Origin of the sequence: Microbispora sp. H10670 (assembly GCF_014161385.1) — a bacterium.
In the GTDB taxonomy this organism is placed as follows: Bacteria; Actinomycetota; Actinomycetes; order Streptosporangiales; family Streptosporangiaceae; genus Microbispora; species Microbispora triticiradicis.
Window position 1 is genome coordinate 157216 of the sequence record NZ_JABBWW010000019.1, and the last position, 12845, is coordinate 170060.

Annotated in this window: 12 protein-coding genes; 8 read left to right on the forward strand and 4 right to left on the reverse strand. The window is 71.3% G+C overall.

Going from position 1 to position 12845, the window contains the following annotated elements:
- The first annotated feature begins 282 nt into the window (after positions 1-282).
- The 5 genes from HHX33_RS24725 (at position 283) to HHX33_RS24745 (ending at position 4751) form a co-directional block, all read left to right on the forward strand.
- Positions 283-1533 carry an ABC transporter permease subunit gene (locus tag HHX33_RS24725; protein ID WP_182876711.1) on the forward strand — a complete coding sequence of 417 codons (1251 nt, stop codon included), beginning with the start codon at positions 283-285 and terminating at the stop codon, positions 1531-1533.
- Positions 1530-2429 (forward strand): carbohydrate ABC transporter permease, encoded by a 900-nt coding sequence (locus HHX33_RS24730; RefSeq protein WP_182876690.1) that lies wholly within the window; start codon positions 1530-1532, stop codon positions 2427-2429. Before HHX33_RS24725 ends, HHX33_RS24730 begins: the two co-directional genes overlap by 4 nt.
- Before the next feature lie 188 nt (positions 2430-2617).
- Positions 2618-3295 (forward strand): uracil-DNA glycosylase, encoded by a 678-nt coding sequence (locus HHX33_RS24735; protein WP_117409985.1) that lies wholly within the window; start codon positions 2618-2620, stop codon positions 3293-3295.
- A 24-nt stretch (positions 3296-3319) separates the two neighbouring features.
- Positions 3320-3670 carry a hypothetical protein gene (locus HHX33_RS24740; RefSeq protein WP_117409984.1) on the forward strand — a complete coding sequence of 117 codons (351 nt, stop codon included), beginning with the start codon at positions 3320-3322 and terminating at the stop codon, positions 3668-3670.
- Between the two features lie 235 nt (positions 3671-3905).
- On the forward strand, positions 3906-4751 hold the full coding sequence (locus HHX33_RS24745) for an LLM class flavin-dependent oxidoreductase (protein ID WP_182876691.1): 846 nt from the start codon (positions 3906-3908) through the stop codon (positions 4749-4751).
- 95 nt (positions 4752-4846) lie between these two features.
- On the opposite strand, the gene HHX33_RS24750 is transcribed toward HHX33_RS24745, so the two are convergent.
- The 3 genes from HHX33_RS24750 to HHX33_RS24760 all read right to left on the reverse strand — a co-directional run bounded on the left by HHX33_RS24750 (position 4847) and on the right by HHX33_RS24760 (position 7492).
- Positions 4847-5389 (reverse strand): MOSC domain-containing protein, encoded by a 543-nt coding sequence (locus HHX33_RS24750; RefSeq protein ID WP_182876692.1) that lies wholly within the window; start codon positions 5387-5389, stop codon positions 4847-4849.
- Positions 5390-5556: 167 nt separating this feature from the next.
- Positions 5557-6498: a hypothetical protein gene (locus HHX33_RS24755; protein ID WP_182876693.1), complete on the reverse strand. Its 942-nt coding sequence runs from the start codon at positions 6496-6498 to the stop codon at positions 5557-5559.
- Between the two features lie 61 nt (positions 6499-6559).
- A complete protein-coding gene (locus HHX33_RS24760) occupies positions 6560-7492 on the reverse strand; it encodes an NADP-dependent oxidoreductase (RefSeq protein ID WP_182876694.1) in 933 nt (310 codons plus the stop codon).
- 134 nt (positions 7493-7626) lie between these two features.
- On the opposite strand from HHX33_RS24760, the gene HHX33_RS24765 reads away from it, so the two are divergent.
- The gene (locus HHX33_RS24765) at positions 7627-8034 is read left to right on the forward strand and encodes a winged helix-turn-helix transcriptional regulator (protein ID WP_117409979.1); all 408 of its coding nucleotides are present in this window, start codon (positions 7627-7629) and stop codon (positions 8032-8034) included.
- Positions 8035-8086: 52 nt separating this feature from the next.
- Here HHX33_RS24765 and HHX33_RS24770 read toward each other — a convergent pair whose 3' ends face one another.
- Positions 8087-9271, reverse strand: a complete 1185-nt coding sequence (locus HHX33_RS24770; protein WP_182876695.1) for a hypothetical protein — start codon at positions 9269-9271, stop codon at positions 8087-8089.
- Positions 9272-9663: 392 nt separating this feature from the next.
- Here HHX33_RS24770 and HHX33_RS24775 point away from each other — a divergent pair, with 392 nt between their 5' ends.
- Together HHX33_RS24775 and katG are read left to right on the forward strand one after the other, a co-directional pair.
- A complete protein-coding gene (locus HHX33_RS24775) occupies positions 9664-10101 on the forward strand; it encodes a Fur family transcriptional regulator (protein WP_138462226.1) in 438 nt (145 codons plus the stop codon).
- Positions 10102-10133: 32 nt separating this feature from the next.
- Positions 10134-12365 (forward strand): catalase/peroxidase HPI, encoded by a 2232-nt coding sequence (gene katG / locus HHX33_RS24780; RefSeq protein WP_182876696.1) that lies wholly within the window; start codon positions 10134-10136, stop codon positions 12363-12365.
- The last annotated feature ends 480 nt before the right edge of the window (positions 12366-12845 follow it).

Below are 12845 nucleotides of genomic sequence, written 5' to 3' on the forward strand. Positions count from 1 at the left end.
GAACGGTTGGACGGCCCGCAGGCCTCCGGCGGCGACGACTCCGCCGCCGGGGCCTCCTCCGGACCGCACGACACCCCCGCGGAGCCCGTCCAGGGCTCCGCCGACCCGGCCCCGGCGGAGCCGTCCGCGCGCCTGGGGACGGCCGAGGCCGCGCCGGACGAGCCGCCCGCCGGCCCCGCGGCGGCGGGCTTCCCGACCTCCGCCCCGCCCGGCGCCGTCGCCACGGCGCGCACGGCGACGTCCCCGCCCGCGCGGCTGGGACCGTCGCCGCGGCTGGCGGTGATGTTCCTGCTGCCCGCGGTGCTACTGCTCGCCGCGTGGATGATCTATCCGCTGATCTACTCGATCTGGCGCAGCCTGTACGACGCGACCGGCGGCACCTTCGTCGGGCTGCGCAACTACATCTCGATCTTCACCGACTCCGGGACGCTCACCACGATCAGGAACAACGTCATCTGGGTCGTGGTGGCCCCCGTCATCGTCACCGCGCTCGGCCTGATCTTCGCGGTGCTCACCGAGCGCATCCGGTGGTCGACGGCGTTCAAGCTCGTGCTGTTCATGCCGATGGCCGTCTCCCTGCTCGCCGCGGGCGTCATCTTCCGCCTCGTCTACGAGCAGGACCCGGACAAGGGCGTCGCCAACGCCATCATCACCACCGTCCACGACACGTTCTCCGCGAGCGCCGGCTATCCCGGCGCCCGGCCCCGGGACAACGACCAGGCGCCCGCGGTCGCGCAGGGCGGCGCGGTGGTGACCCGGCAGCCGGCGCGGCCGGGGACCCCGGTGCTGATCCCGCTCGTCGGCCTGACCCAGGACGTGGTCAAGGACGCCGCGCCCGCCAAGGCCGCCACCGGCGGGGACGGCCTGAGCGGCACCGTGTGGCTCGACGTCGTACGCGGCGGCGGAGGCACGCTCAACCAGGTCGACCCCCAGGAGAAGGGCCTGGCCGGCGTGACGGTCGAGGCGGTCTCCGGCGGGGTGGTCAAGGCGACGACCGAGACGGCCGCCGACGGCACGTTCCGCTTCGCCGGACTGCCCGCCGGGTCCTACGACGTACGGCTGCCGCAGTCGAACTTCACCGCGCCCTTCAACGGCATCACCTGGCTGGGGCCGTCGCTGATCACTCCCGCGATCATCGGCGCGTACATCTGGGTGTGGGCCGGCTTCGCGATGGTGCTCATCGCCGCGGGCCTTTCGGCGATCCCGCGCGACGCCCTGGAGGCGGCCCGCATCGACGGCGCCACGGAGTGGCAGGTGTTCCGCAGGATCACCGTCCCCCTGCTCGCGCCGGTCCTGCTGGTCGTCTTCGTCACGATGATCATCAACGTGCTGAAGGTCTTCGACCTGGTGTTCATCATCGCGCCCGGCTCGGTGCAGCCGCAGGCCAACGTGATCGCGCTGGAGATGTGGCGGGTCTCGTTCGGCGGCGGCGGCAACCAGGGCATGGGTAGCGCGCTGTCGATCTTCCTGCTCCTGCTGGTGGTGCCCTTCATGATCTTCAACATCCGCCGGTTCAGGAGGGACGAGCGATGACGACCCTGGCCGAGCCGGCCGTCGAGCCGAACCCCGCCTCCTCGATCCGGCGCGGGGTGGTGTCCCGCGTCGCCGACCGCCTGGGCGGCGGCCTGGTCCAGGTCTTCCTGATCCTGGTCGCGCTGTTCTGGCTGCTCCCGACCCTGGGCCTGCTCGTCGTGTCGCTGCGCGGCGAGACCGACAACAACTCGTCGGGCTGGTGGACGCTGTTCACCAAGCCGGCCCAGCTCACCGTCGAGAACTACTCCAACCTGCTCGCGTCGGGCTTCGGCTCGTCGTTCTGGAACACCGTGCTGATCACGGTGCCCGCGACCCTGCTGGTGATCGGCATCGCCGCCATGGCGGCGTACGCCTTCGCCTGGATCGAGTTCCCCGGCAGGGACACGGTGTTCCTCGTGGTCATCGCCCTGCTGGTGGTCCCCGTGCAGATCGCGCTGATCCCCATCGCGAAGTTGTACGGCCTCCTGGGGATCTTCGGCTCGATCCTCGGGGTGGTGCTGTTCCACGTGGCCTTCGGCCTGCCGTTCGCCATCTTCCTGCTGCGCAACTTCTTCGCGGGCATCCCGCGCGAACTGCTGGAGGCGGCGCGGATGGACGGCGCGCCGGAGTGGCGGATCTTCGTCACCGTGGTGTTCCCGCTGGCCAAGCCCGCGATCGCGTCGCTCGGCATCTTCCAGTTCCTGTGGGTGTGGAACGACCTGCTCGTCGCGTTGGTGTTCGCCGACACCGACAACCAGCCGATGACGAAGGCACTGCAATCCCAGATGCGGCAGTTCGGCACGAACGTGGACATCCTCGCGCCGGGTGCGTTCCTGTCGCTCCTCGTCCCGCTGGTGCTGTTCTTCGCCTTCCAGAGGTACTTCGTGCAGGGCATGCTCGCGGGTTCGGTCAAATAAGGCCGGCCGGAGGCCCCTTCCGGGGCCTCCGGAACCCCCGCATCAGATCGGCATACCGGGGAAACGTCCCATCTGTGGCAGGCTGTACGAGAAGAACGTCGGATGCCCGCTTCACGGGGGTAGGCGGGCATCCGATCTTTCCGCCGCCGGGCCGTACGGGGCCGGAAAAGCCGATAGAGTCCGCGGACATGTCAGGACGTCCGTTGCAGGAACTCGTGGAAACCGGATGGGCCGAGGCCCTCGAACCCGTGGCCGGGCGCATCGCCGCCATGGGCGACTTCCTCCGGCAGGAGATCGCGGAAGGCAGGCAGTACCTCCCGGCGGGGGACAACGTGCTCCGCGCCTTCCGGCAGCCGCTGAGCGAGGTCCGGGTGCTGATCGTCGGCCAGGACCCCTACCCCACCCCCGGCCACCCCGTCGGCCTGAGCTTCTCCGTGGCCCCTGACGTGCGGCCGCTGCCGGGCAGCCTGGTCAACATCTACAAGGAGTACACGGCCGACCTCGGTCATCCCCTGCCGTCGAACGGCGACCTCACCCCCTGGACCGAGCAGGGCGTGCTCCTGCTCAACAGGGTGCTGACCGTGATGCCGGGCAAGCCCGCCTCGCACCGGGGCAAGGGCTGGGAAGAGGTGACCGAGCGGGCGATCACCGCCCTGGTCGAGCGCGGCGGCCCGCTCGTCGCGATCCTGTGGGGCCGTGACGCCCGCAATCTGCGCCCCCTGCTCGGTCAGGTGCCGTGCGTCGAGTCGGCCCACCCGAGCCCGCTGTCGGCCCGTAGCGGGTTCTTCGGCTCCCGTCCGTTCAGCCGGGCCAACGCCCTTCTGGAGCAGCAGGGCGGAACACCGGTCGACTGGAAGCTGCCGTGACGGCCCACCGATAGGATCACCACCATGAGCGATGGAACGGACACCGGTCGCTATCTGCGGCTCACCGTCGACCTGGTGGTCGAGGTCCTCGACGTGGACGCGCTGCAGGCGGCGGCGCTCGCCGAGATCCGCGACCCCCAGGCCGAACTGGACGACGCCGAGCGGCAGGAGCAGATCGAACTGGTCAACTCCGACGAGACGGGCGCGGCGGCCCTGCAGTGGCTGATCGAGCCCGATCACGTGCTCGGCCTGGTCGAGCACGTCACCGAGGTCGAACCGCGGGAGGCGATGCTCGGGGTCGAGCCGTCGGACGGCATGCTGGAAGACGAGGACGACCACGATCACGACCACGATCACGACGAGCCCGGCCACTGATCCGCCGTACGGCTCACGGCGCGGGCCGCGCCCGTCTCCCGGCGCGGCCACGGCGCGGTGAAGGACGACGACGGGCGTCAGGGGGAATGCGGTTGCCCGGCGGACCGCGTACGTCGTAAGGTCGGGCCACTCTGAACCGGGCACTCCCCAGAAGTACGCCGCAGAACGGGGAGCGTATCGCGAAGGCCCTGAGAGGGCGGCACGTTCTGTCCGCACGCCCTTTCGGAGGCAACTCATGAACGTGGGTCTCGGCCTGCCCGTCACCGATCCCGAATCCCTGCTCGACTGGGCCCGGCGCGCCGACGCCGGTCCCTTCACCACCCTCGGGCTGCTGGACCGTCTGGTCTTCGACAATCCCGAGCCGCTGGTCGCCCTCGCCGTCCTCGCCGGCGCCACCTCCCGCGTGCGCGTGCAGACCGAGGTGCTCCTCGCGCCGCTGCGAGAGACCGCCCTGCTCGCCAAGCAGGCCGCGACCCTCGACCGCCTCACCGGCGGGCGCCTGGTCCTCGGGCTGGGCGTCGGCGGCCGCGAGGACGACCACCTCGCCGCGGGCACCGACATCCGCACCCGGGGCCGCCGTCTCGACGCGCAGATGGCCGTCCTGCGCCGCGTCTGGGCCGGCGAGCCGTACGGGGAGGGGGCCGGTCCCATCGGCCCGGCGCCCGCCCGTCCGGGTGGCCCGGAGATCCTTTTCGGCGGGTTCAAGCCCGCCGCCCTCCGGCGGGTCGGCCGCTGGGGTGACGGCTTCCTCTGCGCCGCCGCGCCCTCCTGGGCCGGCCCGCTGTTCGAGACCGTCCGTACGGCGTGGCGGGAGCACGGGCGGGACGGCGCCCCGCGCATGGTCGCCCAGATCAACGCCGCGCTCGGCCCCCAGGACGTGATCGACGAGGCGCGCCGGGCCATGGCCGTCTACTACCGGTTCACTGAGGCGGCCGACCACATGGTCGCCGGCATGCGCACCACCCCGGCCGAGATCCGCGAGGCGATCGCACGGTTCGAGGACCTCGGCGCCGACGAGGTCATGCTGTACTGCCACGGGCGCGACCCGGACCAGGTCGGCCGCTTCGCCGACATCCTCTGACCGGCCGGCCTCCGCCGGGCGGCTCCGGTCGTGGCGGGGCCCGGCGATGCCGCAGGGTGTCGCACTCGCTCAGGCCGGAGGGCGAGCCGGAGGCGTCAGACCGGCTGGAGCGGGTGGTGGGGACCGGCGGGCAGCTCGACGCGGATCGGGTCGCCCGGCCGGACCTCGCCGCCCGTCACGACGACGCCCATGATCCCGGCCTTACGCACCAGGTTGCCTTCCTCGTCCCGGTCCAGCACGGCCTTCATCAGCCCGTCCTGGAAGCCGTTGAGCTGGCCGCAGGGGTTGCGCAGGCCGGTCACCTCCACGACGGCCGACTCGCCGAGGTGCAGCCGCGTCCCGGTGGGCAGCCCGAGCAGGTCCACGCCCCTGGTCGTGACGTTCTCCCCCATGTCCCCCGCCCGTACGGCGAAGCCCGCGTCACGCAACTCGTCGTGCAGTTCGGCGTGGACGAGATGCACCTGGCGGAGGTTCGGCTGGTCCGGATCGCGGGCCACCCTCGACCGGTGCTTGACCGTGGTCCCGGAGTGGGCGTCCCCCTCGACACCCAGGCCGGCCAGCAGCCTGACCGAGTCCAGAGGCGCCTTGCTGAAGGTGTGGGTCGCGCTGCGGCTCACCGCCGTGACACTTCCGGTCATCTCCGTTCCTCCTTCGCTCACCCGAGCATGCTCGCATCCGTGTGCGGGCCCGGGAAGCCGGTCGGACCGCCGCTCCTCGCCCCGCGCCCGTTTCCCGGTGTGCGCCAATCGTCCCGGCTTCGCACGACGCGCCACGACCGGGCGCGCAGCGATCGGGAGCGCGGGCGTCAGGAGCTCAGCAGCTCCTCGCGGCGGCGGGCGAGGGACTCCTGCTCCCGGGCCAGGTGACCGCACCGGGCGGACAGTTCGTCGACCATTCCCCCCACCCATTCGGCGACCTCCCGCACCGCCTCCCCCGTACGCGCGATCCGCTGGTGCTTGATGGCGTCGGTGATGATGTTGTCGAAGAAGACGTCGGCGAACCAGCGGGTGTCGACCTTCGGCAACTGGGGCGCGGCGGCGACGCCGATGTCGGCGAGCTCCCGCGAGAACCGGTCGAGCGCGCCCTGCGCGTGCCAGGCCGCCTCGTCGGCCTGACGCAGGTGCCCGTGCTCGACCATGTCGGCGAAGCCGCCGCCGCTGAACATGTCCCAGGTCGAGGCGCCCCGCGCGCCCCCGAGATGCCGCAGGACGTAGCCGACCGCCTGGCCCGCGGCGGCCCCCGCCTGCCGCGCCTCCTCGTGCTCGCGCAGGTCGGCGGCCACGTTCGCGAGCCGCGCGGCGACGTCGGAGAGCTCCCGCCCGCGCGGGTCACCCGACTCGACCAGCATCCGTTCCTTCCGCGCGAGCAGCACCTCCAGCTCGTGGTGGGGGTTGCCGAGCTCCGCGAGCGACTGGTCCGTGGTGCGCAGGTCACCGCTGAGCCACTCCAGGCGGGACCGCTGGCCGCCGACGCGCTGGCGGGCCGCCACCGCCTCGGCCCGTTCCCGGGCGAGGCGCTCCTCCTTGTTCCCGGTCAGACCGGCCAGGAAGCCGGCGAAGCCGCCCTGCTCCAGCTTGGCGACGTCCCGGTCCTCCTTGGCGAGCTGCCGTTCCAGGTCCGCCAGGACGCCACGGACCTCCTCGATCTGGGTCAGGAGAGTCGCACGCTGCCGCATGAGCTGGTCCCGGCGGCGGGCGCGGTCCCTCGCGTCACGGATCTCGTCGTCGATGGCACCAAAAGGAATCACATCTCACAGACGTACGAAAACCGCCCTGATGTTCCCCCGGCACCGCGCCGGTCACCAGGCGTCAGGGGACCAGCACGATCTTTCCCGTGGTCCTGCCGGCCTGTCCCTGCTCGTGGGCCTTCGCCGCCTCGGCCAGGGGCACGGTCAGATCCACGTGGACCGTGAGCCGGCCCGCCTCGACGAGTGCGGTCAGCTCCGCCAGATCGGGCGCCGAGGGACGCACGGAGACGATCTGAAGCCGGACGCCGAGCGCGGCCGCCTCCTGCGGGGTGATGCCCGGGTTTCCGCCCACTGCCGAGACCAGCAGGCCTCCCGGTTTCAGGGCGGCCGCGGAGCGCGGTCCGTACTCACCGCCCACCAGATCGAAGACCACGTCAACCGGCCGGGCGGCCGTCACGAAGTCCTCCGCGGTGTAATCGATCAAGGCGTCGGCGCCCAGACCACGCAGGAACTCGTGCTTGCCCGCCCGGGCGGTGCCGAGGACGTACGCCCCGCGCGCCTTGGCGATCTGGACCGCGAGGTGACCCACTCCCCCGGCGGCGCGGTGGACGAGCACCCGGTCGCCCTCCTTGATCCGGGCGATGCCGACCAGCGCCTGCCACGCGGTGAGACCGGCCAGCGGCAGCCCCGCCGCCTGCGGGACCGTCAGCCCGGCCGGCCTGCGGACGATCTCGTTGGGCGAGGCGAGCACGTACTCCGCGTACGCGTTGCCGGCCGCGGGGAAGCCGAGCAGCCCGAGCACCTCGTCTCCCGGAGCGTAGGCGGACACGCCCGGCCCGGCCTCCTCGACCACTCCCGCCACGTCCCAGCCCACGGTGAACGGCGGGTCGCCGAGCAGGGGGAAGGCTCCCGCCCGGACCGCGGCGTCGACGGGGTTGTACGCCGCCGCCTCCACTCTGACCAGGACCTGCCCCGGGCCCGGCTCGGGCCGGTCCACCTCGGTCACCCGCAGGACGGACGGCTCCCCGAAGGCCGACTGCGTGACTGCTCTCATCGTCTTCTCCTCACTGCCGCATCGGCTGGGGGCCGACCTGCGTGGCCGGTCCCCTCATCGCGATCAAGCGTGGACGACCCCGTATCCCATGGAAAGAAGGCACCTTTCCGGTATATAGGTACCTCGTGGAAACCATGTCACGACTGCTTCCCCGGGGCGCGGCAGACGCGTACCTGCGCGACTGCGCCTCCCGGAAGGTCCTGGACAGCATCGCGAACAAGTGGACCTGCCTGCTCGTGGACGCCCTGCGCGACGGCCCGGTCAGATTCGGGGCGCTGCGGCGCAGGCTCGACGGGATCACCCAGAAGAGCCTCACCCAGACGCTGCGCGCCATGGAGCGCGACGGGATGGTCGTCCGGACCATGTATCCCACGATTCCTCCCCGGGTGGAGTACGAACTGAGCGATCTCGGGCACAGCCTGGTCGTGCTGATGGAGGGCATCCGGGTGTGGTCGGAGACGCACGTCGGCGAGATCGAGGCCGCGCGGGCGGCCTTCGACAGCCGGGCCGCGGAGGAACCGCAACCGGTCCGGCCCGGCTGACCGCGCCCACGCGGTGGTCGCATGCCCGGCCGGCCCGGCGCAGCTCCAGGTGTCAGGCCACCAGCAGGCCGGGCGTGTGGTGCGGATGGCGGTTCCCCTTGTCCCGACCGCTGTCCCGACCGCTGTCCCGACCGCTGTCCTGACCGCCCGGCCGCCCGGGCCTGAGGCAGGAACAGGCCGCGGCCACCGGGGTGAGCCGCACACGCAGAAGGCCGCCGTGGCCCGGCCCGCCGAGCGAGGCGTCGGACTCGGCCCCGGCCACCACTGGCGGTTGCCGCCGCCCCGGGTGGGGTGCAGAGCCCGCCCGTGCGCGACCGGGCAACCGCTCATCCACCTCGTCCCACCCGGCCGAGACGAGCGCGTACTCCTCCCTCGCCACACGTGGACCTGCCTCGTCCCACCCGGCCGAGACGACCGCGTATTCGGCGCCGGCCACGCGCAGGCGTTGATCGATGCTCCGGAAGGGCGCCGCAGGACTCGTCGAGAGCCAGGTGAGGTGACCCTCCAGTAGCGCTTCGGCGGCGGTCCGCAGCGCGGTGACCGCGCAGAGGCTGTGCACGCAGGCGAGCCCGGTCAGCATGATCTCCGGAAGCCCGAAGCGCCGCAGCCCCCGCGACACGGCGACGAGACAGGCGCATCCGCCCGCGCCCGCGTCACCATCGGCACCCGGACAGACGCCGTCGCCGGTGCCCTCACCCGTGCCCTCACCCGTGCCCTGATCCGTGCCGTCGCCGGGATCGGCAGCGCCACCGGCGTCGAGCGCGCATCCGGCCGCGGATTCCGCGCACGACAACCTCCAGCCCAGCCAGTCGTCACCGAGATCGAAGTCCTCGCGCTCCCCCGGGCACTCGGCGCAGTGGTAGACCGCCCCGCCGACGAGCGGGTCGTACAGCGTGCCGTGGCAGGCCTCCGCGATTCCGCGCGCGGCCGCCCGGGCGACCTGCGCGGCCTCGGGTTGTTCCCCGACGGGGGCCGTGCTCGTCACCACCACGTGGTGACGAGCACGCCGCGCCCGTTTCAGGTCGTCGCGGCCCACGTCCATCCGCCGCCAGGGAGACCGTGCCGAACGGAACTCCGCCAGCTCCAGCCGGGCGGTTCCGAGCGCCTCCCTCGCGCTCCGCCGATGGGCCGGGCCCATCCGCCAGGGCACGACCGACGACAGGTCGGCCGGCGTACGGTCGGTGACCACGACGAAGACCGACGAGGTCTGCGCGGGCACGGGATAGGTGAGACGCATGGCTCCTCCTCGAAGGGTGCTGCGTACGCGGACCGCTGAACGGCCGCGATCTGCCGCGGGAAGTGCCGGAGGAACGGCCGCACACCGCGCCGGCCGCTCCTCCGATCGCCGCGTGCACAGCCTGCGCCATTTCCGCGGCACGCGTCCCACCCGAACGCCGCTCTGTGGATAACCGATCCATCGAGCCGATCGTGGCCGCCCGTATGGCCGGATTGGTCCATAGATCAGCGGCGTGACCCGCCACAGGGACGTCCGCTACTCGGCGCAGAGGTCCCTGAGCGGCACGTATGGCTCGACGCCGCGCCTCTTGGGGCGAACATTGCCCTTAATGTCACAAACTTGGACGATTCGATGACTTGAACTGTTCATGTTTAGGGAGATAGGTTGGCGTCATGACCGCACCCAGGACTCCGACCGCCGCCGAGGAGCTGCGCGGTGCCGGCCTGCGGGTGACGGCCGCGCGCGTCGCACTGCTGGAGACGGTCCGGCACGGTGACCATCTCGACGTCGAGACGATCGCGTCAGGGGTTCGCGACCGCGTCGGCCACATCTCTCTCCAGGCCGTCTACGAGGCCCTCCACGCGCTCACCTCGGCGGGCCTCATCCGTCGCATCGAACCGGCAGGCAGCCCGGCCAGATTCGAGGGGCGCGTCGGGGACAACCATCACCACCTCGTGTGCCGGTCCTGCGGTGTCGTCGCGGACGTCGACTGCGCGGTCGGCGAGGCCCCCTGCCTGACCTCTTCCGACGACCACGGCTTCGCCATCGACGAGGCCGAGGTCATCTACTGGGGCCTGTGCCCCGGCTGTTCCAGCGCACGCAGCTCCTGAGCCCCATGATCCGCTGATTCAGAAGGATTTCCATGACTGAGAACCATGACGCGATCGTTGTCGACCCGAAGACGGAGGGCGAGGGCGGCGGCTGCCCGGTCGCGCACGAGCGCGCCCTGCACCCCACCCAGGGCGGCGGCAACCGCCAGTGGTGGCCGGAGCGGCTCAACCTGAGGATCCTCGCCAAGAACCCCGCCGTGGCCAACCCCCTCGGCGAGGAGTTCGACTACGCCGCGGCGTTCAACTCCCTCGACCTCCCGGCCGTGAAGCGGGACATCGCCGAGGTGCTGACCACCTCGCAGGACTGGTGGCCGGCCGACTTCGGCCACTACGGCCCGCTCATCATCCGGATGGCCTGGCACAGCGCGGGCACCTACCGCATCAGCGACGGCCGCGGCGGCGCCGGCGCGGGTCAGCAGCGTTTCGCCCCGCTCAACAGCTGGCCGGACAACGCCAACCTCGACAAGGCCCGCCGCCTGCTGTGGCCGGTCAAGAAGAAGTACGGCAAGAACATCTCCTGGGCCGACCTCATGATCCTCGCCGGCAACGTCGCGCTGGAGTCGATGGGCTTCAAGACCTTCGGCTACGCGGGCGGCCGTGCGGACGTGTGGGAGTCCGAGGAGGACGTCTACTGGGGTCCCGAGACCACCTGGCTCGGCGACGAGCGCTACACCGGCGACCGGGAGCTGGAGAACCCCCTCGCCGCGGTGCAGATGGGTCTCATCTACGTCAACCCGGAGGGCCCGAACGGCAACCCCGACCCGCTCGCCGCGGCCCGCGACATCCGTGAGACGTTCCGCCGGATGGCGATGAACGACGAGGAGACGGTCGCGCTGATCGCGGGAGGCCACACCTTCGGCAAGACCCACGGCGCCGGCCCGGCCGACCACGTGGAGGCCGACCCCGAGGCCGCCCCGATCGAGCAGCAGGGTCTCGGCTGGAGGAACACGTACGGCACCGGCAAGGGCGGCGACACGATCACCAGCGGCCTCGAGGTCACCTGGACGCCCACCCCGACCACGTGGGACAACAGCTTCTTCGAGGTCCTGTTCGGCTACGAGTGGGAGTTGACCAAGAGCCCCGCCGGCGCCAACCAGTGGAAGCCGAAGGACGGCGCCGGCGAGGGCACCGTCCCCGACGCCCACGACCCGTCGAAGCGCCAGGCGCCGAAGATGCTCACGACCGACCTCGCGCTCCGGTTCGACCCGATCTACGAGCAGATCTCGCGGCGCTTCCTGGAGAACCCCGACGAGTTCGCGGACGCCTTCGCCCGGGCGTGGTACAAGCTGACCCACCGCGACATGGGCCCGGTCGTGCGTTACCTCGGCCCGGAGGTCCCGTCCGAGGTGCTGCTGTGGCAGGACCCGCTCCCCGAGCGGACGTACGAGCTGGTCGAGGCCGCGGACATCGCCTCCCTCAAGGAGCGGATCCTCGCCACCGGCCTGCCGGTGTCGCAGCTGGTGTCCACCGCCTGGGCGGCGGCCGCGTCCTTCCGCGGCAGCGACAAGCGCGGCGGCGCCAACGGCGGCCGCATCCGCCTCCAGCCGCAGAGCGGGTGGGAGGTCAACGACCCCGACCAGCTCGCGACGGTGCTGAGCGCCCTGGAGGGCGTCCAGCGGGAGTTCAACGCCCAGAGCGGTGACAAGCAGGTCTCGCTGGCCGACCTGATCGTGCTGGCCGGATGCGCCGCCGTCGAGAAGGCCGCCAAGGACGCCGGTTTCGACGTCGAGGTGCCCTTCGCGCCGGGCCGCGTGGACGCGTCGCAGGAGCAGACGGACGTCGAGTCGTTCGCCGCGATCGAGCCGAGCGCGGACGGCTTCCGCAACTACTACGGCAAGGGCAACCGGCTGCCCGCCGAGTACCTTCTGATCGACCGGGCGAACCTGCTGAACCTCAGCGCCCCCGAGATGACGGTCCTCGTCGGCGGCCTGCGCGTCCTGGGCGCGAACCACCAGCAGTCGAAGCTGGGCGTCCTCACCGAGACCCCCGGCGTGCTGACCAACGACTTCTTCGTCAACCTGCTCGACCTGGGCACGGAGTGGAAGTCGACGTCCGAGGACCAGACCGCGTTCGAGGGCCGCGACGCCGCCACGGGCGAGGTCAAGTGGACCGGCACCCGCGCCGACCTCGTCTTCGGCGCCAACTCCGAGCTGCGCGCGGTCGCGGAGGTCTACGCGAGCGACGACGCCAAGGAGAAGTTCGTGACCGACTTCGTCAAGGCGTGGGACAAGGTCATGAACCTCGACCGGTTCGACCTGCGCTGATCATGACCGTTCAGGCCGGCCCCACTCGGGCCGGCCTGAACGCTTTTCTGGCTCCTTCGTCTACGGACGAACCACTCATGACGCTACAGCAGGGCGCTATGGGGCTGTAAAAGGGCAGTGCAATATAGACGTTCGTGCGGACGACAATCCTCCTATTTCTCTGCTGGGCCTGGTTGGGGCGATGATTGTGCGCTGTACTTGCCGTGGCATCACTGTCCTGTCACCGAATGCGATATGACAGGGGTACGGCATGAGGCTCCTGACCCCGGCGGGACTCCGACTGAGGCCCTCAGAAGCGAGACGAACCCTGGCCGTGAACGGTGTCGTCCTGATGGCCGACACCACGTTGGAGGGTAAGTATTCAGGTCGTGCGCGCGGTGTAAGGGTTCGGTCGGATGCGTGACGGTCCGTCACTTTGATCAACCGGCGTGCAGATGATGTGATCGTCGGGTGTCCGGCCTGGAGGAGCTGTCCCGCGAG